Genomic DNA, 22,469 nt, shown 5'->3' with positions numbered 1-22,469 from the left:
GGGCTAGTCGCGGTGGTCGGCGGCGCGTTCGTCGTCGTCGGGCGCGGCCGTGTCGCCCCGCACGGCACGGCGCTCGGTCTCGTCGGCCAGGTCGTCGAAGCTCCTCCGACGAAGCGGGACGCCGGTGAGGTAGGCCGCGCGGGCCACGACCATCGTGCCGACCGACGAGGTCGCGAGGTGGATGCCGATGACGAGGAGCGCGAGGCCGAGGTTGCGCCACGAGGGCATGATGAGGAGGCATCCGACGACGACGAGGATGATGCCGAAGCCTCCGGCGGTCCCGACGCCCGAGATCCGCATGTACACGTCGGGGAAGCGCACGAGTCCCAGCGCGGCGGTCGCGAACACGAGCGCGCCGAGCACCACCACGACGTTGCCGACCACTGCCATCACCTCCGTCATCGCCGCCCCCTCGTCACCGCGCGCCCGAGCGAGATCGCGCTGAGGAAGGCCACGAGCGCGACGACGAGCAGGAGGTCGAAGGCGAAGACCATGGAGGTGAGCACGCCGGCAAGGGCGATCAGTCCGATGACCCCGAAGGACAGCAGGTCGGCGCCGACGGCGCGGTCCGCGTCCGTCGGGCCGACGAACATCCGGTAGGTGGCGACCACGGAGGTCACGCCGACGATGACGATCGCGACGACGACGCCGGTCACGAGGCCACCCCCGTCCGTCGCAACGCGTGCAGGAGGTGGGACTCCATGTCCCGCAGCTCGGCGCGCAGCTCCTCGGCGTCCGCGCAGTAGAGGCCGTGCACGTACAGGACGCGGCTGCCGTCGGGTCCGGATCGTTCGTTCCCGATCGTCAGCGTGCCCGGGGTCAGCGTGATGAGGGCGGCGAGCAGGGTGACCTCCAGGTCGGTGCGGCACCGGGTGACGAGCCGGGCGATGCCCGGCGTCGAGTCCTGTCCCGGCGTGAGGTTGTCCTTGAGCACGGCCACGTTGGAGATCAGCAGCTGCCACGCGTACCAGAGGGCGAACCACGCGATGCGGAACGGCCACGTCAACCAGCTCATCGACCCAGCACCGCCTCGACGTACGTGGACGTGTCGAGAAGACCCTGGGCGGCGGTCTCCGAGAGCCCGAGGAGGAGCTCGCCGCCGAGGCCGAGCGCGACCGTGACGGCCGCGAGGGCCACCGCCGGGGCGGCGAGCGCGGCGCCGACCCGCCTGCCTCCGTCCTCGGGGACTGGACTCTCCGCGGCGGTCGCGGTGTCGTCCGTGGGGTCGGTCGTGGGGTCGGTCGCCGTCCGGGCGGCCGTCACCGTCGCGGTGGCGGCCGCGTCGTTCGTCGTCGTGCGGGGCGCCTGGTCGTTCGTCGCCGGGCGAGCACCGGCGGAGGCCGGCGGCACGGAGTCACCCTCCTCGGCGAAGGGGGCTGCGTCCGCGTCCTGCTGGGTCGCAGCGCCCGAGGCCGCGGACCCGGCCTTCCGGTCCCAGAACATCCCGGACCAGATCTTCAGCATCGACAGCAGGGTGACGAGGCTGACGGCGAGCATGACGACGACGGCGCCGATCTCACCGGCCCCGATCGAGGCGGTGATCAGCGAGAGCTTGGCCACGAAGCCGGAGAAGGGAGGGATGCCCGCGAGGGAGAGTGCGGCGACGAAGAACGCGACCGCCAGCACGGGTTCGCGTCTGGCGATGCCGCTCAGCGCGCCGACCCTCCCGGTCCCGTAGCGGACCTCGATCGCCCCGGTCGACAGGAAGAGCGACGCCTTCACGATCATGTGGTGCAGCAGGTAGAAGATCCCCGCGGTGAGCCCGGCGAGCGTGAACAAGGCGACCCCGAGGAGGATGTAACCGATCTGGCTGACCATGTGGAACGCGAGGATCGAGCGGGTCGTCGTCTCGCCGACCGCGCCGAGCACGCCGATGACCATCGTGGCGGCGAACGCGACCACGCCGATCCACAGGTACCGCGAGTCGCCGTCGAAGAGGACGGCGTAGATCCGGTAGATCGCGTAGATCGCGACCTTCGTGTTGAGACCGGAGAACAGCGCGGTCACGGCCGGTGAGGTGCCCGGGTAGGCCTTGGCGAGCCAGCCGTGCACGGGGACGACGGCCGCCTTGATGCTGAGTGCGAACAGGCACACAGCGCCCGCGGCCGCCACGAACGGGTCCTCCGCGGCGGCCCCCTGGAGCTCGGCGAGGTTGACCGTGCCGGCCACGCCGTAGACGAGCCCGACGCCGGAGACGAAGAGCGTCGACGTCAGCATGTTGACGGTGACGAACAGTCGCGCGCCGGCGATCTGACCGAGGGTGGCGGAGGCGGGGCGCGCGAGCACGTAGAGGCCGTACGCCGGCACCACCATGACCTCGATGAAGACGAACATGTTGAAGATGTCGCCGGTGAGCAGGATGCCGTTGACGCCCGCGGTGAGCACGAGGACCAGCGGGCCGAAGTAGCGCGAGGCCGCGCGTCCGGATGCGTGGGCGAACGCGGTGCAGGTCAGGGTGAGGATGCCGGTGACGACGAGCATGAGGGCGGAGAACATGTCGGCGACGAACGGGATCGCGATCCCCGTCTCCCACATGCCGACGTCATGAGCGATCGCCCCGCCGTCGCGGAAGTGGGCCACGAGCGCGACCCCGCCGGCGAGCGACGCCGCGAGCACCGCGAAGGACGTGACCGCCTGCACCCGCGGACGATCCCCGACGACGACGAGAAGGCCACCGACCAGGAGCGGGACGGCGACGAACAGCGGAAGTACGGCGGCGTTCACGAGCTCACCGCCGGGTCCTCGGCCGGTCGTGCGCGGGTGCTGCGTGGGTCGGCGTCCCGGTGCGAGGCCGGGGCGTCGGCGGGCTCGCTCCAGTCCCCGTCGGAGTCGGACGGGCCGAGCCGCTCGGGACCGGCCCCGTCGTCGTCCTCCATGGAGCCGTCGGCGGTGTCGTCGTCCTGACCCCCGGCCACGGCAAGGACGAGCATGACGACCGTGATCGAGAAGGCGATGACGATCGCGGTGAGCACGAATGCCTGGGGGAGCGGGTCGGCAGTCGAGGACGGGTCGTCGGGCGTGCCGAACGGCAGGCCCCGACGGGACGTGCCGCCCGCCGCGATGAGGACGAGGTTCGCGGCGTGGCCGAGCAGGACGAAGCCCAGGACGACCCGCAGCATCTCGCGCTGCATCATGAGGTAGACGGCGCCGGCCACGAGGATCGCGGCGGTGAGGGCGACGGTCATCGTGCCTCCTCCGTGTCGGTGGGGATGGCGTGCTCGCGCCGGGGCGCCGCGTCGGTCGGGCCGGTCTGTGCCGTCGGCGTGCCGGGCCCGGTCTGCGTCGTCGGCCGGCCGAGGAGGTTGAACGAGGCGAGGACGAGGCCGAGGACGGCGAGGTAGACGCCGATGTCGAAGACGAGCGACGACATGAGGTGGTACCCGAGGATGTCGGTCGACAACGGGGCGAGGAACGAGCCGTCGAGGTAGCCCGCGAGCCCGGACCCGGCACCGACCATGATGCCGAGGCCCGTGAGCAGGAGGTAGGGCCAACGGATCGGGGCCTTGCTGTCCGCCGGGGCGGCGAGGTACAGCAGCGCGAAGCCGCTGCCGCCGACGAGCGCTGCGATGAAGCCGCCGCCGGGCTCATGGTGCCCGCGCAGGAGCAGGACGGCCGACAGGATCACGGCCAGCGGACCGACGACTCGCGCCACGGTCCGGACGAACACGGTGTTCTCGCGGGGGTCGGCGATGGGGGAACGCGGGTCGATCGGGGACGGGCGGCTGGGTGTGAGGCGGCGCGACCGCACGACGACGGCGACCACGAGACCCGCGACGCCCAGCACCGTCAGCTCACCGAGAGTGTCGAGGGCACGGAAGTCGACGAGGATCGTGTTGACGATGTTGGCACCGCCGGTGATCGACTCGCCCTCGGTGAGGTAGTAGGTGCTCGCCGACGACGGTTCGCGGCGGCCCGTGAGCACGAACACCCCGGCGAACGTGGCGAGGCCGGCCGCGGCCGCGACGACGGCGGCCGGGACCCGCTTGCGGAGCGGGGACCTACGGAAGTTCTCGGGGAGCCTGCGCAGGAGCAGGACCATCACGCAGACGGTGAGGATCTCGACGAGGAGCTGGGTCAGGGCGACGTCCGCGGCGCCGAGGACGACGAACCACAGGCTGATGGTGAAGCCCGCGAGACCGGTGACGACGACGGCGGAGATCCGCGACCGCGCCCGCACGGCCGCGACGACTCCGGCGGCGACCAGCGCGACGAGCACCCAGTCCAGCGGTCGGGTCGGGTCGCCCACCTGCGCCGGCAGCTCGTCCGTCCGCAGGAGCATCCAGCCCGCGATCAGTGCGAGGGACGCCGCCGGGATTGCGAGGTGACGGCGCGGGCTCATCGGTGAGGTGAGACGGCCGATGCTGCCACCGAACGAGATCGTGCCGCGGCGCAGGGCGTCGACGACGTCGAGCCCCGAGAACGGGAACGCGAGCGGTTCGAGGAGGCGGTCGACCCGGGCGCGGGTGAGGACGAGGACGACGCCGAGGGAGATGATGCCGGCGGACACCCCCAGCGCCGGGGTGAGGCCGTGCCACAGGGCGAGGTGGACGTCGAGCCCCGCGCCGGTCGAGCCGCTCGCGCCGGCGGAGGCCAGCGTGTCCAGCAGGAACGGCGCGAGGCCGAGCACGAGCGTGGCGAGCGCGCCGAGGACGGGGGGCGCGAGGAACACGGGATCGCCGTCGTGGACCTCGGTGGGGGAGGAACGCAGCGACGCCGCCGGTGCGCTCGACGGGTCTGTCGTCGTCGGGCGTGTCGGGCTTGTCGTCGTCGGGCGTGTCGTCGACGGGTGGTCGATCTCGGGCCGACCGGTGCCGCGACCGGCGGCGCCCAGCACGAATCGGGCCGAGTAGGCGAACGTGAGCACCGACGTCGCGGCGGCCGCCAGCGTGATGACGACCGGTACCCACCCGGGTCCCGGGGCGCCCAGGAACGCGTCGAGCAGGGACTCCTTGGAGACGAAGCCGAGGAGGAGCGGTACGCCCGCCATGGAGGCGGCGGCGAGGGCTGTGGCGCCCGTCGTCACCGGCATACGGATGCGCATCCGGGCGAGCTCGCGCAGGTCCCGGGTCCCGGCCTCGTGGTCGATGACGCCGACGAGCATGAACAGCGTGGCCTTGAACAGGGCGTGCGCGATCGTGTGGACGACGGCGGCGGTGAGGGCGGCCTCGGTCCCCACGCCGATCGCGGCGACGAGCAGTCCCAGCTGGCTGATCGTCGAGTAGGCGAGCAGCTCCTTGAGGTCGTGTCGGCGCATCGCTCCGGCCGCGCCGATGAGCGCCGTGACGAGGCCGGAGAAGATGAGCAGCCACGACCAGATCGGCACGCCGGACAGCACGGGCGAGAACCGCAGGAGCAGGTAGATGCCGGCCTTGACCATCGCGGCGGCGTGGAGATACGCGGACACCGGCGTGATGGCGACCATCGAGTCGGGCAGCCACGCCTGGAACGGGAACTGGGCGGACTTCGTGAAGGCGGCGACGGCGAGGAGCACGGCGACCGTCGTGGTGAAGGTGCCGTCCTGCGTCCACACCGGGTCGCGGAGCACCTCGCTCAACCTGCTCGTACCCGTGGTGGCGATCATCGTCGTGACGGCGGCGAGCAGGCTCAGGCCCCCGGCGACGGTGACGAGGAGGGTGCGGACCGCGGGCTCGTGGGCGTGGGGGCCGGACCGTGAGATGAGGAAGAACGAGCACAGGGTCGTGATCTCCCATGCGACGAACATGACGACGAGGTCGTCGGAGAGCACGAGGAGCGTCATCGCCGCGGCGAAGAGCGTCATGAGGAGGTAGAACCGCGACTGCGTCCCGCGGCCGAGATACCGGCTGGCGTAGACGAGGATCGCGCCGCCGATGACGAGCACGAGCAGGGCGAACACCAGGGCGAGGCCATCCAGCCTCAGCGCCAGGTCGACGCCCAGCGTGGGCATCCACGACCACACCTCGTCGACCGGCTCGTCGACCCCGTCGTAGGCCGTGACCAGCAGCCCTGCGCCGATCAGCAGTGGCAGGGCCAGTGGGAGGCCGGCGCCGCGTCCGAGGACGCGCCCGAGCGGGATCGCGGCCACGCACGCGAGGAGCGTGGCCAGAAGTGCAAGGGTGAGCAACGGTGCCGCCTAGGAGGTGATGGGGGACTGGTCTGTCACTGGCCGCACCCGCACGGTCTCGCTCGCGCGGATGGGCCGGCCGCACTCATCGGGTCGGCGGGAATCCCGCCAGCGGTGCGCCCCAGGATGACACCTGACCGTTGGTGCCCACGTGCACGGGCAGCGTGCAGACCGACGCGGCGACGGCGGCGTCGGGCACGAGGTCGACGGTGACTGGCATCGGCGGCAGTGTATCCACGCCTCGGTGGACTCCCGCGCGGTTTCAGGGTGTTGCCGTGATGGTGCCGGTGGTGTCGGCGGTGGTGACGGCGTCGTCGTCGGTTCGGATCGTGCCCGGGTACGGCACGATGGACCCTTGCCTCGCGAGAGCGGGCGCCCCCATAGCCCAATCGGCAGAGGCAGCCGGCTTAAACCCGGCCCAGTGCGGGTTCGAGTCCCGCTGGGGGCACATGAGGACGCGGCGCGGCGCCTGCCGACTCAGCCGTGTCCGCCGCCGGACCGGTCGCGACTGCCGGGCCGACCTCGCCCGCCGGGCCGGTCGCGACTGCCGGGCCGGTCGCGCCTGCTGTGCGGGCCGCGCTTGCTTGGCCGGTCGCGCCTGCAGTGCGGGCCGCGCCTGCCGGGCCGGTCGCGCCTGCTGTGCGGGTCGCGCCTACCTGGCCTGCCGGCTGGGCTTCGGCGCAGGGTTCATGAGCTCGACGACGGGGTCGAGGGCCAGGTGGGTGCCGTCCGGCAGGCGATCGAGAATCCGGCGGACGGCGACGGCCGGATCGGTGGCCTCCGCGGCGGTGAGGTGGAGAACCTTGTGCCCGGCCCGCTCGAGATCGTGGTACCGTCGGCGCTCCTTCAACAACGCGTCCGACGTGGTCGTGGGATCGGTGCCGTACTTGGTCCGCCCGTCGAACTCGACGACGAGCCAGAGCGGACGCCCGTCGTCGGAGGTCCCGAACCGGATCGCGAGGTCGACCCACCAGCGGTGGTGCTCGGTCTCGATCCGGCACTGCTGAACCGCGTCCCGCACGCCCCAGGTGAGCACGATCCAGCGGAGCCGGGACTCCCACGCCGACTCCGACCACGGTGAGGCCCAGCCGATCAGCTGGATGGCGCGACGGACGCCGCGAGCGCCGCGGAACTCCGTCCGGAGCCGATCGATCAGACGCGCGCGGAGCTGGGCCGCGTCCCGGTCGACCCGCTCCCGTTCCCGTCGATCGGCGCGGCAGAGCTTCGCGAACACGTGGTCGAGGGGAAGGATCGCGGACTCCGGGTCGCGCAGACGAGCCAGGTCGATCGCCGTGCGTTCGAGCGTCGTGACGAGGATGCCGTCGATGGACTCGACGTCGTCGGGCCGGACCGAGAATCTGTGAATCTCGACGTCCGCGGCAGACACCGCACTCCCGCGCGCCGGGTAGAGAACGGGCACGCTCGTCGGGAAGCCCCACAGGTGCAGCCCGTGGAGCGCCGCCGCCGACTCGAGAGTCAGGGCACGCCTCGACCGGGCCTGTCGTTGCACCGCGACGCACCTCGCCCGGTAGACCTCCCGCCGTCGAGCGGGACCGGAGAGGTCACGCCGCACCACGGCGACGGCGCCGCGCCGGACCCTGACGGTCTCGTGCGCGGGGTCGCCGGCCAACGGGTCCGAGCAGCGGCGGCGGTCGCCGAGGAGCAGCCGGGGCGTCGGCGGCCGTGGGACCCGTGCGGCGTTCGTCATGAGCTCGAGACTGGTCGACGGGCGCCGGCCGGGCGGTGGTACCGCGCTGGCCCTGTGGACAGCGGGGGCCGGGGGGCGCCTGTGGGCTGCGGTGGCTGCCGGGTGGTCCGGCGATCGGGACCCGCGGCGCCGAGGGGGCGTCGAACAGTCGGTGGACGTGTCGAACAGTCGGTGGGCGTGTCGAACAGTCGGTGGGCGTGCCGATGAGTCGGTGGGCGTGTCGAGTGGACCCCCGCCGCCTGTCGTTTCGGTGCGTTGACCGACTCTTCGGTGGTGATCCGACTCCTCGGCATCTCTACTGCCCCTCGGCGGGCCGACCGCTTGCTCAGCGGACGTGTCGAACAGTCGGTGGACGTGTCGAGTGGACCCCCGCCGCCTGTCGTTTCGGTGCGTTGACCGACTGTTCGGCGGTGATCCGAATCCTCGGCGGCTCTTCAACCCCTCGGCGGGCCGACCGCTTGCGCAGCGGACGTGTCGAACAGTCGGTGGGCGTGTCGAACAGCGGGTGAATGTGTCGAGGAGTCGGTGGACGTGTCGAGTGGACCTCCGCCGCCTGTCGTTTCGGTGCGTTGACCGACTCTTCGGCGGCGATCCGACTCCTCGGCAACTCTTCAACCCCTCGGTGGGGTGCCGAGCAGTCGGCGGAGGTGCGGAGCTCAGCCGCGACTCGCACCGCCCGCGCCACTCGGGCCGGCCACACCAGTGAGGCCCGGATGACGCTCGCACCGCCCGCGCCACTCGGGCCGGCCACACCAGTCAGGCCCGGATGACGTCCGCACCGCCCGCCGCCACTCAGGCCGGCTGCACCACGCCCGTCTCGTAGGCGAGCACCACTGCCTGGACGCGGTCGCGCAGCGCGAGCTTGCCCAGCACGGCCCCCACGTGCGTCTTGACCGTGGTCTCGGAGACGACGAGCTCCCCGGCGATCTCGGCGTTCGAGAGCCCCTGGGCCACGAGGGTGAAGACCTCGAGCTCCCGCGACGTGAGGCTGCCGATCCGCGGGTCGCGCTCGGCGGGGGTCTGCTCCCGTCCCGTCGCGGGCAGTCGAGGGCCGAACATGTCGAGCATCCGGCGGGTGATGCGCGGCGTGATGACGGCGTCGCCGCTCGCCACGCGCCGAATGGCCTCGACGAGGTCGGCGGGCGGCGTGTCCTTGAGCAGGAAGCCGGAGGCACCGGCGCGCAGGCCGGCGAACGCGTACTCGTCGAAGTCGAAGGTCGTGAGGATGAGGATCCGCGCGCCCGGGTGGGAGCGCACGATGCGGGTCGTCGCGTCGATGCCGTTGAGCTCGGGCATGCGCACGTCCATGAGGATGACGTCGGGGCGCAGCGCGGCGGCCTGGGCGACCGCGGTGCGGCCGTCCCCGGCCTCGCCGACCACCTCGATGTCGTCCTCCGCGTCGAGGACCATGCGGAAGCCCATCCGCAGGAGCGCCTGGTCGTCCGCGAGGAGCACGGTGATCACGCCCTGGTCGCTCGACTCGTGCCGGTCGGTCATGTCCGTGCCTCCATCGTCCCGGCGCCCACTCGCAGGCGCGCCTCCACCCGCCACCCAGTATCCGTCGGGCCGGCGGTCACGCTGCCGTCGAACACGGCCACCCGCTCGCGGATGCCGATGAGACCCCGCCCCGATCCGCCCGGCACCGTGGGCTCGCCCCCGGCGACGTTCTCCACGGTGATCGTCACCTGGCCCGCGGTGCGCGCGATCGTCACCGTGATGGCGGGGGAGCCCGGGGCGTACCGCAGCACGTTCGTCAGGCACTCCTGGACGATCCGGTAGACGGTGAGGCTGAGCGTCGTGTCGTCCGGCAGCGGCAGGCCGGTGACCTCGAGGGAGACGGGCAGCCCGGCGCCGCGGAAGGACTCGACGAGGGAGTCGAGCTCGCCGACCACCGGCTGCGGCGCGAGGGGCGCGCTCACGCCGGGAAGGCGGGAACCGGCCCCGACGACGGGGGCAGCGCGCGTGTCGTCCCGCAGCATCCCCACCATCCGGCGTGTGTCGCCGAGCGCCTCGCGCCCCGTGCCGGCGAGTCGCTCGAGCGCGGAGCGGGCGCGGGCGGGGTCGCGGTCCATGATGCGCACGGCGCCGTCGGCGAGGGTGACCATGACGGACAGGGAGTGGGCGAGCACGTCGTGCATCTCGCGGGCGATCCGGGTGCGCTCGGAGCTCACCGCGAGCTGCTCGCGCTGGTCCCGCTCGAGTGCGAGGCGCCGTGCGCGGTCGCCGAGCTGGGCGACCCGGCGGCGTCGCTCGCGCAGGTTCGAGCCGACGAGCGCGGCCACCGCGATGACACCGGCGGCCTCGGCGCCGTCGAGCATGCGCGTCCCCTCGCCGCCGAAGACGAGGTACGCGCAGACGGCGACGACGACGGCGGACACCGAGGCGACGACCGTCGTGCGCCCGGGCCGCTCGAGGGCGATGGTGAGGACGAGCACGGCGACGGCGACGATCTCGACAGGGGAGATCCGCGGGGTGACGAGGATGTCGAACACCGGCAACGGTGTCGTCGGGTCGTAGGACCAGATGGTGACGACCGGAGGGTCGGGCTCGAGCCCGGAGTCGGCGATGCGGGCGAGGACGGGCACCGTGAGGGCGACGCCCAGGAGGACGAGCGGGGCGCGACGCCGCAGGAGGATGACGGCCCCGAGCGCGAGGGTCTCGGCGATGCCCACGACCGCGACCGGCGTGTACCGGCTGAGGGCGCCGACGATCGCGAGCCCCAGCATGACGACCACGTACGCCGTGGCGAGGACGAGGTCGAGGGCGCCCGGGTAGCGGGCGAGGAGTCGGCCGAGTGCCCCGGTCAGGAGCGGGTCGGTCCCCCGGTCGGCCCACCCCTCCGCCCCGAGGGCGTCGTCGTCGGCCGTTCCCGTCCCGGCCGTCCCCCTCCCGGCAGCCCCCGTCCTGGCCCCGGAACGCGAGGCGCCGTCCCCGTCTGGCCGCGGGTGCGCGGAGGTCGCCCCCGGGGAGCCTGGCCGCTCCCCGGGCGCCGTGACCTCCTCGACCGCCACCGGTAGTGCCGTCAGGCGTCGCGGCGGACCATGAGGACCCCGCCGACGGCGAGCGGGACGGCCGCCCACGCGGTCGACACGAGCGCGCCGACCGTGTCGGAGTAGGCCTTCTCCATCCCGAGCATGCCGGTCTCCGGGGCGAGGTAGTCCGCCGCCACGTTGGAGGGCAGGAGGTCGCGGACCGTCGAGACCCACTCCCAGGGGAGGAACTCGAGGATGATCGGGACGAGCATGAGCAGGACGAGCACGGCGGAGATGCCGGCCGCCGTCGAGCGGAAGATCGCGCCGAAGCCGACGCCGAGCACCCCGCACGTCACGGTGTAGAGGACGAACAGGCCGACCACGCGCCACGTGTCGCCGTCCGTGAGGCTGACGGAGTCCATGACGTCGCTGAGGTAGGGGTTGCCCACCGCCCAGGTCGCGAGGAAGGCGACGAGCGTCTGCACGGCGATCGCGATGACGATGAGGACGGTCTTGGCGAGCAGGACCACGATCCGGCTCGGCTGGGCCGCTAGGGTCGCGCGGATCATCCCCGTCGAGTACTCCGACGTCATCGTCAGCACCCCGAGTATCGCCGAGGTGGTGGCGAGCATGCCGGCCACGAGGACGAGGAGGTAGACGCCGTTGATGTCGCCGAGGCCGGGGAAGCCCGACTGGTCGACCGAGTCGGTGATGCCCCAGACGGTGGCCCACTGGAACGCCACGTAGAGCAGGACGCCGATCCCGAGCACCCACCAGGTCGAACGCAGCGAGAAGAACTTGATGAACTCGGACCGCAGGGTGCCGAGCCAGGTGACGCGGCCGCGGGCGGCGGGCGGTGCGACTGCGGTGCTCATCGGGTGACCTCGCTGCCTGAGTCGTTGCCGGCGCGGTACTCGACCGAGTCGTGCGTGAGGGTCATGAAGGCCTGCTCGAGGCTCGCGCTGCGCGGGCTGAGCTCGTGGAGCTCGACACCGGCGTGGTGGGCGGCGGCGCCGATCTCGGGGGCGGAGAGGTCCTCGACCTCGAGCGACCCGTCCTCGGCCCGCCGGGCGACGGCCTGCGGCGGGAGCGCGGCGAGGAGCTGGTCGACGTGCGGGGTGCGGACGACGACGACGGGACGCACCGAGGCGTCGATGACGTCCTTGACCGGGCCGCCGGTGATGATGCGCCCCTTGCCGATGACGAGCAGCTGGTCGGCGGTCATGCTCATCTCGCTCATGAGGTGGGAGGAGATGAAGACGGTCCGGCCCTCGTCGGCGAGGCGGCGCACGAGCGTGCGGACCCACTGGACGCCCTCGGGGTCCAGGCCGTTGACCGGCTCGTCGAGGATGAGCACCTTGGGGTCGCCGAGCATGGCGGCGGCGATCCCGAGCCGCTGCCCCATGCCGAGCGAGAAGCCGCCGACCCGCTTCTTGGCGACCTTGCTGATACCGGTGAGCTCGATGACCTCGTCGACGCGCCGCCGGCCGATCCCGTGCGTGGCGGCCAGGCCTCGCAGGTGGGAGCGGGCGCTGCGGCCGGGATGGACGGCCTTGGCCTCGAGGAGCGCGCCGACCTCGTGCAGCGGCGCCCGCAGGTCCTGGTACCGCTTGCCGTCGATCGTCACGGACCCGGCCGTGGGGCGGTCGAGGCCCATGATCATGCGCATCGTCGTCGACTTGCCCGAGCCGTTGGGCCCGAGGAAGCCGGTCACCGTGCCGGGGTGGATCTGAAAGTCCACCCGGTCGACGGCGAGTGTCGGTCCGTAGCGTTTCGTCAGGCCCTGGGCCTCGATCATGTGTCGCTCCCCGGCGGGTGTGGTCCACCGCGCCCGGCGCGGACGCGGTACGCAGGCCAACCTAGTACGTGGCGGTCGTGCCCCGTGGGTGGATATTCCTCTACGCCCTGGGGTGAACGCCCCGCACGGGACCTGTCGTCCGGCGGATCACCGGATAGTCTGGGGTGGAGACACGCCGTCGGCGGACGTCGTCGGTCGCGACACCCATCACGCCCCCCGTGCCTCAGCGGGTAGGAGGATCCCTTGAGCAACCCATACTTCAACCGGAGCGTGTTCTCCGACGATCCGAGGCAGCGCAGCCGCGCGGCCGCATCGACCGCCACCGCCCCGCAGGGCTACGGCCAGCCCGGCTACGCGCAGCAGGGCCAGGCCGGCTTCGGCCAGCAGACCCAGCCCGGCTCGATGCCGATGGGCGGGTTCGAGCAGCAGTACTCGGGCGCGGCCGCCGCGCCGGCCGACACGGGCCGCCTCACCTTCGACGACGTCATCGTCAAGTCCGGCCTCGTCCTCGGCACCGTCATCCTCGTCGGCCTCGCGACCGCGTTCCTCACCCCGATCGAGAACGCGTTCCTCCCGATGATCGTCGGCGCCATCGGCGGTCTCGTCCTCGGGATCGTCAACGCGGTCCGGCGCAGCCCCAGCCCGGCGCTGATCCTCGCCTACGCCGCGCTCGAGGGCCTGTTCCTCGGGGCGTTCTCGATGGTCCTCGAGGGCCAGTTCCCGGGCATCGTCATCCAGGCGGTCCTCGCGACCTTCGCCGTCGCCACCGTGACCCTCCTGCTGTACACGTCGCGCGCCGTGCGCGTGACGCCGAAGCTCACGCGCTTCATGCTCATCGGCATGCTGGGCTACGGGCTGTTCTCGCTCGTCAACTTCGGCATGATGATCTTCGGCTTCTCCGACGACCCGTGGGGCATGCGCTCCGGCGTCGAGATCATGGGCATCCCGCTCGGGATCCTCGTCGGCGCGTTCGCCGTGCTCCTCGCGGTGTTCAGCCTCCTGCACGACTTCGACGGGATCGAGCGCGGGGTCAACGCCGGCCTGCCCCGCAAGTACGCGTGGGCGGCGGCGTTCGGCCTCGCGGTCACGCTCATCTGGCTCTACGTCGAGATCCTGCGCATCCTCGCGATCCTGCGCGGCAACGACTGATCCGAGGCACCCGCTGACGACGGCGGCCGGTCACCCCACGGTGACCGGCCGCCGTCGTTCGTCCGTTCGTCGAGATTGCGGTTCGTCGTCGTCGAGATTGCGGTTGGTGGACGTCGAGATTGCGGTTCGTCGTCGTCGAGATTGCGGTTGGGGCCCCAACCGCAATCTCGACGAACGTGCGCGCGTCCCTGCTGGTCGAGCGTGCGGCTCAGCGGTGCCGAGAATGCGCTTCACATCCGACGACGACGCCGCCACCCGATCGAGCACCACCCGCGGACGGCGCCGACCGAGATGAGTGCCGCCCGGGATCAGTGCCGACCGAGATGAGTGCCGCCCGGGATCAGTGCCGCTCGACGCCCACGATGTCGATGACGAACACGAGCGTGTCCCCGCCGCCGATGCCGGCCTGCGGGACGCCGCGCTCGCCGTAGCCGTGCTCCGGCGGGATCGAGAGCAGGACCCGGGAGCCGACGGTCTTGCCCGGCAGCCCCTCGTCCCAGCCGCCGATGACGACGCCCATGCCGATGGGGAACGAGATCGTCTCGCCGCGCGGGTAGGAGCTGTCGAACACGCCGCCGCCCCACACCTGCCCGTGGTAGTTGACGACGATCGTGTCGCCGGCCTCGACGACCTCGCCGTCGCCGGGGGAGAGGACCTCGACCTGGAGGCCCTCGGGCGCGGTCGGGGTCGGGAACGTGAGCGTGGGGCTCTCGCCGAAGGAGCCGGTGGCGGTGGGCAGCTGCTCGGACATGAACATCCTTTCGTCTGGGGTGCCGCGCAGGGCGGCCGGTGCGACCACGCTACGGGAGGCGGGCCCGTCGGCAGGAGCCGCGTCGGTCCCGGTCGGGGCAGCCTGCCCGACGACGACATGCCCGACGACGACATGCCCGACGACGACCTGCCTGACCCCGTCATCCCTGGTCGACGAACCCCGAGGTGAACGCCCGCACCACCGCCTGCGTCCGATCCCGCACCCCGAGCTTGGCGAGCAGCGACGCGACGTGCGTCTTCACGGTCTCGACGCCGAGGAACAGCTCGGCCCCGATCTCCGCGTTGTTGTGCCCCCGGGCGAGCAGCCTCAGGACGTCCTCCTCACGTGCCGAGAGCGCGGGGAGGGCGGGTCCCGGCGGAGACGTCGCGCGCACGAGCTCGCGGATCGACGCCGGGAACAGCAGCCCCTCGGCCGCCGCCACCGTGCGCACGGCGTGGACGAGCTGGTCGGCGCCCGCCCGCTTGAGCAGGAACCCGTGGGCGCCGGACTCGAGCGCGTCGAGGACGTAGCTGTCGTGCTCGAAGGTGGTGACCACGAGGATGCGCGGCGGGTCGGTGAGCCGCAGCAGCCGCCGGGTGGCCTCGATCCCGTCGATCCCCGGCATCCGCACGTCCATGACGACGACGTCCGGCGAGAGTCGCCGCGTGGCCTCGACGGCCCCCGCCCCGTCCTCGGCCTCCCCGACGACGTCGAACCCCTCGGCGGCGAGGATCGCCGCGAACCCTGACCGCACCATCGCGTCGTCGTCGACGACCAGCACCGCCGTCATGGCTCCTCCTCCACCCGCGCCGGGAGCGTCGCACGGACCTGCCAGATCGGCTCGCCCCCGGAGGGGGGCGCGAGGCCGACGACGAGCGAGCCGCCCAGCGCCTCGACCCGTTCGCGCATGCCGAGCAGTCCGTGACGTCCCGGGCTCCGCCGCCCCCGGCTCCGCCGGCTCTGCTCCGGGCGACCCTGCCCCGGGTGGTCCTCCACCCGCATCCGGTTCGCGATGACGATCTGAAGCAGGCCGTCCGTCACCGAGACGCTCCCCGTCGGACCGTCCACCCCGTGGCGCTGCGCGTTGGTCAGCGCCTCCTGGACCACGCGGTAGGCGACGGCCGCCGTCTCGTCGTCGACCTCGCCGGGGCGTACGCCGACCTCGACCCCTTCCGTCCCGCCCGGGGCGAGGTCCCCGAGGAGCGCGAGCACGTCGGGCAGGCCGTTCCGCTCGGGTTGCGTCGCCGTCCGCCCTGCCTCGTCCCCCTGCCGGAGCATGCCCAGCACGTCGTCGAGCTCGGCGACCGCGCGCTGCGCGAGCCCGGTGATCCGGCCGAGCGACTCGCGGGCCAGCTCCGGGTCCCGCGCGGCCACGCGCGCGCCGGCCTCGGCCTGGACGCCGATCGCCGTGAGCGAGTGCCCGATCGAGTCGTGCAGCTCCCGGGCGAGTGCGTTCGCCGCCCGCAGGCGCGTCCGCTCGGCGTCGGCGTGCGCGAGCCGGTCGGCGGGCGTCGGCCCGAGCACGCGCGGGGCGAGCCGCTCGAGCAGCCGGACGAGGAGCGGCTGCAGCGCGATCCCGCCGGCCAGGAGTGCCACACCGAGCCCGACGAGCACGACCGGGTGCGCGTCGGCGATCTGGAACGGCACCGCCGTCTCGCGCGTGACCGGGGCGAACGCGGCGACGACGAGGACCACGCCCTGCGGGACCGCCCACAGGATCGTGCCGAGCGAGACGCTGCCGAGGAGCAGGACGACGCCGGCCCACAGCAACCCCCGCCCGCGTGCCTCGAGGGAGGTCGTGTCGAGCGGCTCGGGCAGGTCGGTCGCGAGCAGCGCGCGGGCGAGCGCGACCTCGGCGGCCCGGACCGGCGGAGCCAGCAGCAGGGTCACGACGACGGCCGCCGATACCGCGACCAGCGCGGCGACGGCGACCTGCGCCGGACCGTCGGTGGACACGATCGTCACCGTGAAGCCGTACCCGAGCCACGCGACGAGCGCACCGCACGCGCCGCCCACCAGGAGGTGAAGCAGCCCTCGGATCCAGCGGCCGGCCACCCGCCCATCGTGGCAGCACGCGCTGCGCCCGGGATCCCTCGCGCGAGGGAGCGCGTCCACCCGGCAGGGGGTGGTGACGGGCAGGCGGCCGGCGGGAGCGTCGGGGCATGCACACCACCGACACACCCACCACGACCACGCACGACGACGAGACCCGCCCGCGCCCCGCCGTGCTGACTCCCGACCGCCCACCCGGCGGGCTCCCACCCGGCGGGCTCCCGCCCGACCGCGCCCCGACCACCGGCGCCCCGACCACCGGCGACCCGACCGACCGGCGGCCGACCGACGAGCTCCCGCCGGTCGGCCCGGTCCGGCGCGGCCTCGCGGCGTTCGCCATCCTCATGACGCTGCCGTACCTCGCCCTCAAGGTCGCCTGGCTCGCCGGGTCCGACATCGGGCTCGCCGAGGCGGGGTTCGGGGACAGCCCCGGCATGATCGCCCTCAACGTCGCGACCGCCGGGCTCGACGTCGTCGCCCTCGTCCTCGCCGTCGTGCTCATCACGCGCAGGGGGATCCGGGCGCCCGCGTGGCTCACGCTCCCGCCGCTGTGGATCGGTGCCGGCCTGCTCGGGCAGATCCTCGTCTCCATGCCGGTCCTGCTCGTGGCGGGGATCGTCGACCCGCCCGAGCCGACCACGGAGCTCCCGCCGATCGAGGGCTGGGTGTTCGGCATGGTCTACGCCGGGTTCGCGGGCCTCGGCATCGGCCTCCTCGGCGCGTTCGCCGTCTACACCTGGACGCGGTGGGGCCGGCGCACGCTCCCGCCCGTCACCGGCGGCGCCCGCGCGTGGCTCGCGACCGCCGCGACCGCCGTGCTGGGCGCGAGCGTCGTCCACCTCCTCGTCACTGACGCCGGTCTGGTCCAGCGGGTCATCGACCTCGGGATCGGGAGCGTCGCCGCCGGCGCGCTGTGGGCGCTGCGGACCGACGGCGCCCGGCGCGTCGCCGTCGTGCTCGCGTTCGCCGGGACCGGCGCGCTCGCGGCGTGGGGCACCTACCTCGGCGTCGTGACGATCGTGCCCAACGACCTCGTGGTCTACGACGACCTCCCGTGGGGCACCGTCGTCGCCTCCGCGCTGCGGGCGCTCGCCGGGATCGTCGGCGGCCTCGCGCTCGTCGCCCGGCTGCGCGGCAGCGGCAGGTAGCCCGACCCCGGGACCCGACCTCCACGGCCCCCTCGTCCTTGCGACGATGGGGCCGTGGACGTCGATCAGATCTGGCCGGCCGTGTGGGAGCGCACCCGGCCCACCGATACCCCCGAGGTGGGCACGTGGGCGCTCGTCGCGCTCGGCGCGGCGCTCGCCGTCGTCCTCGTGCCGGTGCTGTGGCGTCTCGTCCGTCCGGCCGTGACGATCGCCCACGAGCTCGGGCACGCCGGGGTCGGGATCCTCGTGGGGCGCCGGTTCACCGGCTTCGTCGTCAGCTCGGACATGTCGGGCCACGCCGTCACCGTGGGCCCGCGGCGCGGGTTCGGCCGGGTCGCCACCACCTGGGCGGGCTACCCCGCGCCGGCGTTGCTCGGCGCCGCCCTCGTCAACGTCGGCCTGCGGGGCTGGGCGGGGATCGCGCTGCTCGCTGCCCTGCTCGTCCTCCTCGTCTCGCTCGCCTTCTCCCGTTCGCTGCACACCGTGGCCGCGGTGCTCGGGGCGGCGGCCGTCGTCGGCGGCGTCTGGTGGTTCGGCGGCCCCGACGGCGCGGCGATCCTCACGCTCGCGGCCGGCGTGTTCCTCCTGCTCGGCGCGTGGCGGCACATCGCCGTGGTGGCGACGACCGGCCGGCGCGGCGACGACCCCGCCCAGCTGGCCGACCTCACCCGCGTGCCGTCCTGGCTGTGGACCGGGACGTTCGTGCTCGTCGCGGCGCTGTGCACGTGGTGGGCGTGGACCGCGCTGTCACCGGTCCTGCCGGCGGACCTGCTGTCCTCGTTCTGACCGGCTGGTGACAGGCGCCGCCCCGGGGCGAAGGATGCGGCGCAGCGCGGCTCCGTAGGCAAGACGCGCGACGACGGCGAGGGCCGGGTCCAGCACGCGCGGCACCCCGGCCACGGCGAGCTCCGCGTCCCACCGCACGACGGCGCCGCCGGCGGCCGGCGCGACCCGGGCGAGGACGACGCCGCGCAGCACGCGCCCGGTCTTGACGAACCGCACGGCGCCGCCCGAGCCTCCCCGGTCGCGCGTCGGCCCCCCGGTCGACGCGACCGAGCCTCCCGGACGTTCCGCCCCTGCACCGGCGCCGACCGCCTCGTCGGTGCGCAACCGGTCGACGACCATGTGGTCGTCCATGTACAGCGGTCCGAGTGCGGTGCGCATGGTGAACCTCTCGCCCCGCAGCAGCGGTCCACGCCGAGCGCGGCCACGCAGCGTCGTCAGCGGCACGACCTCGGCGTGCAGCGCCGGGTCGAGCACCCGCGCGAGGGCCCGATCCGCGTCGAGACCGGTGCGGACCACCACCGCGTACCGCGCGCTCACGGGGCGCTCACAGCTCGCACAGCAGGGTGTCCGCGCCGCCGACCGCGCCGACCCGCACGAAGCCGGCGCGGTCGTAGAGCCGCCGGGCGCCCACGTTGTCCCGCTCGACGCTCAGGCTCACCGCGCGTCGGCCGTCCCGGCGGGCCCGCTCGAGCAGCACGGCGAGCAGCGCTGAGCCGACGCCGGCGCCCCGCGCGGACGGCGCCACCCCGATCGACAGCTCCGGGACGTCCTCGGCGACGAACCCGTACCCGGGCCCGTCGGCGGGCAGGAGGCGGAGCCAGGCGACGCCGAGCACCTCGCCGTCGCCACCGACCGCGACGACGCCGCCCTGGTCCGGCGTCCAGCCCTCGACGTAGCGCGCCACGTCGCCGTCGGCCCGCAGTACCTCGACCGGGCGCTCCTCGCCGCCCCGCCAGGCCGTTGCACGGGCGAGGCCGCGCCACAGGTGGGTCTCGTCGTCGGCGCCCGCCGGGCGGACCGTCCACGGCCGGCGCCGCGCGAGGAACACGTGCTCGCGGCCCGGGCGGTCCGGCGCATCCCGCACCTCCTCCACGGCGAACCCGGCCGCGAGCAGGTCCGCCGTCACCTCGGCCCGGTCGCGGAACCGCAGTGTCGAGTCGGAGACGACGACCGCGCCGTCGGAGTGGAAGGTGTGGGTGAACCGGAAGCTCACCAGCGGCAGGTCGACGGCGAGGAGCGTGTACTCCTGGGTGACCTCGCCGGTGCCGGGCACGTCGATCGTCTCGGGCGCGTACCGCCGTCCCCAGTCCTCCCACGCCCGGGCCTCCGGGCGGCGCGTCTCGAACGCGAGCAGGCCGCCCGGCGCGAGCGAGCGCCGCAGGTGCCGCAGCGTCGCCGACCAGTCCTCGTCGGTGAGGAAGACCTGGGCGACGTTCGCCGTCATCACCGCGAGGTCCGCCCACCCGGCCGGTGCGTCCGCGGCGGTGCCGACCACCCAGCGCACGGCGTCGGCCCCGGGCTTTCCGCGGGCCACGTCCACGGAGGCGGCGGCGGGGTCGATGCCGACGACCTCGGTCCCGGCCGCGGCGAGGCGGATCGCGAGCGTCCCCGTCCCGCAGCCCAGGTCGAGCACCCGGGCCGCGCCCGCCTCGGCGACGAGGTCGACGTAGGCGTCGAGGTCGGAGCGGTCGGGGTCGAACGGGTCGTAGATCGGGGCAAGGCGGGCGTCGTCGAAGATCGGGTCGGGCACGCGGCCAGCCTCCCGCGCGGCCCGGGCGCTGCGCCACCGGAATCCCCGTGCCGCGAGGGCCCGGAGGTCCGTAGCCTGCGCGCCATGCCTCGCGTCGTCCTCATGTGCGGCCCCGCCGGTTCCGGCAAGTCGACCGTTGCCCGCGAGCTGGAGGCGGGCGGGATGGTGCGGCTCTCGATCGACGTCGAGGCATGGGCGCGAGGCGAGCGGACGATGCCGCTCGACCCGCGTGTGCGGGACGAGATCGAGGACGAGCTCAGGGCCCGGCTGCTCGATCTCGTCCGCGCGGGTCGCGACGTGGTCGTCGACCTCTCCTTCTGGTCACGCGCGATGCGGGACGACTACCGGGCGCTCCTGAGCGCGACCGGGATCGTGCCCGAGACGATCTACCTGGGCACGCCGAAGGACGTCTGCCTCGCCCGCCTCCGTGCCCGGGCGGCGGCGCATGCGGACGACTTCGCCCTCGACCCGGCCCTCGCCGAGCGGTACTACGACCATCTCGAGGTCCCGACGCCGGAGGAGGGACCGCTCACGGTCCTCCGGTGAGCCGGGCGTCGCCCCGGTCCGCAGCGCCGAGCCCGCCAGGGATCACAGCGCGACGACGCCCTGCACCACGACGATCTTGACGACCACGGCGAGGGCGAACAGGGCGGAGTAGCCGGACTCGGCCCGGTCGTCGTCGACGATGGACGTCACGTGCCCGAGCAGCACCGGCTGACCGATGAAGCCGGCCATGGCGCCGGCCGTACGCGCCGTGGACAGGCCGGCGAGACGGCCGAGCAGCGCGAACAGCGCGAGGACGACGAGCAGGAGGACGACCGATGAGAGCGCCACGGCGAGCCCGGTGGCGGTGAACGCGGTCGAGCCGAACGCCTGCCCGCTCGCGAGGCCGACGGTGGCGAGGAAGAACATGAGCCCGAACTGCCGGATCGTCAGGTTGGCGGCCAGCGGCATCGTCCACACGAGCGGCCCGGTGCGCCCGAGCCTGCCGAGCACGAGCCCGACGACGAGGGGCCCCGCCGCGCTGCCGAGCGCGAGGCTCGCGCCGCCGCCGAGCGGGATCGCGACGAGGCCGACGGCGACACCGATCGCGATGCCCAGGCCGAACGGGAGGAAGTCGACCTCGGTGACGCGGCGCTCGGAGTCGCCGAACATGCGGCGCAGGTCACCGAGCCGCTCGCGGGGGAACACGACGCGGATGCGGTCGCCGAGCTGGAGCGTCATGTCGTGCTGGGCGAGGAGGTCGCGGTCCCCGCGGCGCACGCGGGTGATGACGCCACCGAACCGCGCGGGGATCCTCAGGTCGGCCACCGTGGCCCCGGCGACCGCATGGTCGGACAGGACGAACCGCCGGTAGGTCACCACGGAGTGGTCGTCCGCGAGATCGATGGGTGCGGCGGTCCCGAGCGCGTCCGCGGCGGTGCGGACGGCGTCGGGCACGCCGACGAGGAGGACGCGGTCCCCGGTGCGCAGGGCGTCGTCGGGGTCGGCGACCGTGACCGCGCCGTCCCGCAGGAGGTAGGAGACGCGCACGCCCGCCGGTTCGCCGGGGAGGAAGGCGATGCCGGGGATGTCGGCGATCGGCCGGGGACGGGTGACGTCGACGGTCAGCGTGAGCAGGCCGGCCGCGGACAGGGGAGCCGGGTCGCGGCGCGCCGGGAGGTCGGTGCGGGCCACGCGGGAGAGGACGAGGAGCGTGACGACGACCGCGATCGGGTAGCTGATCGCGTAGCCGACGGCCGGGTCCGTCGATCCGCCGAGCGCGTCGCTCGCGGCGGCCATCGCCGGCGTGGCCGTCAGGGAGCCCGAGAAGAGCCCGCCGGTGATGCCGGGCCCGAGGTCGAGCGCGGTCCCGGCCACCACGGCGAGCAGCCCGAACACGACGACGAGGACGGTGGCGCCACCCATGAGTGGCGCCTGGCGCCGGAGGTCGCGGAAGAACGACGGGCCGGCGGCGACGCCGATCGTGTAGACGAACAGGGTGAGCCCGATGGACTGCGCGAGCGCGAGCCCCTCGCCGAGCCGTGGGTCGAGCGCGCCGAGCGCCAGCCCGACGAACAGCGCCCCGGCCGCCCCGAACCGGAGCGGGCCGAAGGGGATCGCGCCGAGGGCGGTGCCGAGTGCGACGACGAGGAAGACCGTCAGCAGCGGCGTCCCCGCCAGGATGTCGAGCACCCATCCACGCTAGCCCCGCCGGGTGAGGGCGCGGCTGTGATGCGTGCGGCAGACCCGCGGCGCTCGCGGACGGACCC

Annotated in this window: 22 protein-coding genes, 1 tRNA gene and 1 pseudogene; 5 read left to right on the top strand and 19 right to left on the bottom strand. The window is 73.6% G+C overall.

What is annotated here, in order from left to right:
- Positions 1–3 precede the first annotated feature (3 nt).
- The 7 genes from AC24FB_RS05155 to AC24FB_RS05125 form a co-directional block, all read right to left on the bottom strand.
- Complete coding sequence (locus AC24FB_RS05155) at positions 4–402, bottom strand: cation:proton antiporter (protein WP_425714767.1); 399 nt, start codon at positions 400–402, stop codon at positions 4–6.
- Positions 399–656: an MrpF/PhaF family protein gene (locus AC24FB_RS05150; RefSeq protein ID WP_425714768.1), complete on the bottom strand. Its 258-nt coding sequence runs from the start codon at positions 654–656 to the stop codon at positions 399–401. Before AC24FB_RS05150 ends, AC24FB_RS05155 begins: the two co-directional genes overlap by 4 nt.
- On the bottom strand, positions 653–1,015 hold the full coding sequence (locus AC24FB_RS05145; RefSeq protein WP_425714769.1) for a Na+/H+ antiporter subunit E: 363 nt from the start codon (positions 1,013–1,015) through the stop codon (positions 653–655). Before AC24FB_RS05145 ends, AC24FB_RS05150 begins: the two co-directional genes overlap by 4 nt.
- Positions 1,012–2,724 carry a monovalent cation/H+ antiporter subunit D family protein gene (locus tag AC24FB_RS05140; RefSeq protein ID WP_425714770.1) on the bottom strand — a complete coding sequence of 571 codons (1,713 nt, stop codon included), beginning with the start codon at positions 2,722–2,724 and terminating at the stop codon, positions 1,012–1,014. The genes AC24FB_RS05145 and AC24FB_RS05140 overlap by 4 nt, the downstream gene beginning before the upstream one ends.
- The gene (locus tag AC24FB_RS05135; protein ID WP_425714771.1) at positions 2,721–3,185 is read right to left on the bottom strand and encodes a cation:proton antiporter subunit C; all 465 of its coding nucleotides are present in this window, start codon (positions 3,183–3,185) and stop codon (positions 2,721–2,723) included. The genes AC24FB_RS05140 and AC24FB_RS05135 overlap by 4 nt, the downstream gene beginning before the upstream one ends.
- Positions 3,182–6,103, bottom strand: coding sequence for a DUF4040 family protein (locus tag AC24FB_RS05130; RefSeq protein WP_425714772.1), 2,922 nt, complete (start codon positions 6,101–6,103; stop codon positions 3,182–3,184). The genes AC24FB_RS05135 and AC24FB_RS05130 overlap by 4 nt, the downstream gene beginning before the upstream one ends.
- Before the next feature lie 85 nt (positions 6,104–6,188).
- Positions 6,189–6,323: a hypothetical protein gene (locus AC24FB_RS05125; RefSeq protein ID WP_425714773.1), complete on the bottom strand. Its 135-nt coding sequence runs from the start codon at positions 6,321–6,323 to the stop codon at positions 6,189–6,191.
- Between the two features lie 154 nt (positions 6,324–6,477).
- Here AC24FB_RS05125 and AC24FB_RS05120 point away from each other — a divergent pair.
- A tRNA-Leu gene (locus AC24FB_RS05120) sits at positions 6,478–6,551 on the top strand.
- Positions 6,552–6,755: 204 nt separating this feature from the next.
- Here the strand turns inward: AC24FB_RS05120 and AC24FB_RS05115 are convergent.
- From AC24FB_RS05115 to AC24FB_RS05095, 5 genes are all read right to left on the bottom strand, one after another.
- Positions 6,756–7,811: a type IV toxin-antitoxin system AbiEi family antitoxin gene (locus tag AC24FB_RS05115; RefSeq protein ID WP_425714774.1), complete on the bottom strand. Its 1,056-nt coding sequence runs from the start codon at positions 7,809–7,811 to the stop codon at positions 6,756–6,758.
- Between the two features lie 792 nt (positions 7,812–8,603).
- Positions 8,604–9,308 (bottom strand): response regulator, encoded by a 705-nt coding sequence (locus AC24FB_RS05110; protein ID WP_425714775.1) that lies wholly within the window; start codon positions 9,306–9,308, stop codon positions 8,604–8,606.
- On the bottom strand, positions 9,305–10,822 hold the full coding sequence (locus AC24FB_RS05105; protein WP_425714776.1) for a sensor histidine kinase: 1,518 nt from the start codon (positions 10,820–10,822) through the stop codon (positions 9,305–9,307). Before AC24FB_RS05105 ends, AC24FB_RS05110 begins: the two co-directional genes overlap by 4 nt.
- Before the next feature lie 11 nt (positions 10,823–10,833).
- On the bottom strand, positions 10,834–11,658 hold the full coding sequence (locus AC24FB_RS05100; RefSeq protein WP_425714777.1) for an ABC transporter permease: 825 nt from the start codon (positions 11,656–11,658) through the stop codon (positions 10,834–10,836).
- Complete coding sequence (locus AC24FB_RS05095) at positions 11,655–12,581, bottom strand: ABC transporter ATP-binding protein (protein WP_425714778.1); 927 nt, start codon at positions 12,579–12,581, stop codon at positions 11,655–11,657. The genes AC24FB_RS05100 and AC24FB_RS05095 overlap by 4 nt, the downstream gene beginning before the upstream one ends.
- A 243-nt stretch (positions 12,582–12,824) precedes the next feature.
- Between AC24FB_RS05095 and AC24FB_RS05090 the strand changes: the two genes are divergently transcribed.
- Complete coding sequence (locus tag AC24FB_RS05090; protein WP_425714779.1) at positions 12,825–13,730, top strand: Bax inhibitor-1/YccA family protein; 906 nt, start codon at positions 12,825–12,827, stop codon at positions 13,728–13,730.
- 340 nt (positions 13,731–14,070) lie between these two features.
- Here the strand turns inward: AC24FB_RS05090 and AC24FB_RS05085 are convergent, their stop codons facing one another.
- From AC24FB_RS05085 to AC24FB_RS05075, 3 genes are all read right to left on the bottom strand, one after another.
- Positions 14,071–14,481 carry an FKBP-type peptidyl-prolyl cis-trans isomerase gene (locus AC24FB_RS05085; protein WP_425714780.1) on the bottom strand — a complete coding sequence of 137 codons (411 nt, stop codon included), beginning with the start codon at positions 14,479–14,481 and terminating at the stop codon, positions 14,071–14,073.
- A 160-nt stretch (positions 14,482–14,641) separates the two neighbouring features.
- Positions 14,642–15,271, bottom strand: coding sequence for a response regulator transcription factor (locus tag AC24FB_RS05080; RefSeq protein WP_425714781.1), 630 nt, complete (start codon positions 15,269–15,271; stop codon positions 14,642–14,644).
- The gene (locus AC24FB_RS05075) at positions 15,268–16,536 is read right to left on the bottom strand and encodes a sensor histidine kinase (protein ID WP_425714782.1); all 1,269 of its coding nucleotides are present in this window, start codon (positions 16,534–16,536) and stop codon (positions 15,268–15,270) included. Before AC24FB_RS05075 ends, AC24FB_RS05080 begins: the two co-directional genes overlap by 4 nt.
- A gap of 107 nt (positions 16,537–16,643) precedes the next feature.
- On the opposite strand from AC24FB_RS05075, the gene AC24FB_RS05070 reads away from it, so the two are divergent.
- Positions 16,644–17,681 carry a hypothetical protein gene (locus AC24FB_RS05070; protein WP_425714783.1) on the top strand — a complete coding sequence of 346 codons (1,038 nt, stop codon included), beginning with the start codon at positions 16,644–16,646 and terminating at the stop codon, positions 17,679–17,681.
- Between the two features lie 54 nt (positions 17,682–17,735).
- Positions 17,736–18,467: a M50 family metallopeptidase gene (locus AC24FB_RS05065; protein WP_425714784.1), complete on the top strand. Its 732-nt coding sequence runs from the start codon at positions 17,736–17,738 to the stop codon at positions 18,465–18,467.
- On the opposite strand, the gene AC24FB_RS05060 is transcribed toward AC24FB_RS05065, so the two are convergent.
- The 3 genes and pseudogenes from AC24FB_RS05060 to AC24FB_RS05050 form a co-directional block, all read right to left on the bottom strand.
- On the bottom strand, positions 18,429–19,004 hold the full coding sequence (locus tag AC24FB_RS05060; protein WP_425714785.1) for a hypothetical protein: 576 nt from the start codon (positions 19,002–19,004) through the stop codon (positions 18,429–18,431). The two genes, AC24FB_RS05065 and AC24FB_RS05060, sit on opposite strands and share 39 nt — an antisense overlap.
- A 7-nt stretch (positions 19,005–19,011) precedes the next feature.
- Positions 19,012–19,515, bottom strand: coding sequence for an N-acetyltransferase family protein (locus AC24FB_RS05055; RefSeq protein WP_487561408.1), 504 nt, complete (start codon positions 19,513–19,515; stop codon positions 19,012–19,014).
- Positions 19,498–20,217: pseudogene (locus tag AC24FB_RS05050) on the bottom strand (class I SAM-dependent methyltransferase); the annotation flags it as partial. The pseudogene AC24FB_RS05050 and the gene AC24FB_RS05055, both read right to left, overlap by 18 nt.
- 84 nt (positions 20,218–20,301) lie before the next feature.
- On the opposite strand from AC24FB_RS05050, the gene AC24FB_RS05045 reads away from it, so the two are divergent.
- On the top strand, positions 20,302–20,763 hold the full coding sequence (locus tag AC24FB_RS05045) for a P-loop nucleotide/nucleoside kinase family protein (protein WP_425714787.1): 462 nt from the start codon (positions 20,302–20,304) through the stop codon (positions 20,761–20,763).
- A gap of 42 nt (positions 20,764–20,805) precedes the next feature.
- Here the strand turns inward: AC24FB_RS05045 and AC24FB_RS05040 are convergent, their stop codons facing one another.
- On the bottom strand, positions 20,806–22,392 hold the full coding sequence (locus tag AC24FB_RS05040; protein ID WP_425714788.1) for an aspartate:alanine exchanger family transporter: 1,587 nt from the start codon (positions 22,390–22,392) through the stop codon (positions 20,806–20,808).
- Positions 22,393–22,469: the final 77 nt, after the last annotated feature.

The organism is Georgenia sp. Z1344 (assembly GCF_057652375.1).
Note: the sequence above shows the minus strand (reverse complement) of the source record. Positions and strands in the feature narration are given on the sequence as shown.

What these genes read in the sequence shown, in the direction of transcription:
- AC24FB_RS05155 (WP_425714767.1), bottom strand. Translation starts at nt 402, where the DNA reads ATGACGGAGGTGATGGCAGTGGTCGGCAACGTCGTGGTGGTGCTCGGC.
- AC24FB_RS05145 (WP_425714769.1), bottom strand. Translation starts at nt 1,015, where the DNA reads ATGAGCTGGTTGACGTGGCCGTTCCGCATCGCGTGGTTCGCCCTCTGG.
- AC24FB_RS05135 (WP_425714771.1), bottom strand. Translation starts at nt 3,185, where the DNA reads ATGACCGTCGCCCTCACCGCCGCGATCCTCGTGGCCGGCGCCGTCTAC.
- AC24FB_RS05125 (WP_425714773.1), bottom strand. Translation starts at nt 6,323, where the DNA reads ATGCCAGTCACCGTCGACCTCGTGCCCGACGCCGCCGTCGCCGCGTCG.
- AC24FB_RS05115 (WP_425714774.1), bottom strand. Translation starts at nt 7,811, where the DNA reads ATGACGAACGCCGCACGGGTCCCACGGCCGCCGACGCCCCGGCTGCTC.
- AC24FB_RS05110 (WP_425714775.1), bottom strand. Translation starts at nt 9,308, where the DNA reads ATGACCGACCGGCACGAGTCGAGCGACCAGGGCGTGATCACCGTGCTC.
- AC24FB_RS05100 (WP_425714777.1), bottom strand. Translation starts at nt 11,658, where the DNA reads ATGAGCACCGCAGTCGCACCGCCCGCCGCCCGCGGCCGCGTCACCTGG.
- AC24FB_RS05095 (WP_425714778.1), bottom strand. Translation starts at nt 12,581, where the DNA reads ATGATCGAGGCCCAGGGCCTGACGAAACGCTACGGACCGACACTCGCC.
- AC24FB_RS05085 (WP_425714780.1), bottom strand. Translation starts at nt 14,481, where the DNA reads ATGTCCGAGCAGCTGCCCACCGCCACCGGCTCCTTCGGCGAGAGCCCC.
- AC24FB_RS05080 (WP_425714781.1), bottom strand. Translation starts at nt 15,271, where the DNA reads ATGACGGCGGTGCTGGTCGTCGACGACGACGCGATGGTGCGGTCAGGG.
- AC24FB_RS05070 (WP_425714783.1), top strand. Translation starts at nt 16,644, where the DNA reads ATGCACACCACCGACACACCCACCACGACCACGCACGACGACGAGACC.
- AC24FB_RS05045 (WP_425714787.1), top strand. Translation starts at nt 20,302, where the DNA reads ATGCCTCGCGTCGTCCTCATGTGCGGCCCCGCCGGTTCCGGCAAGTCG.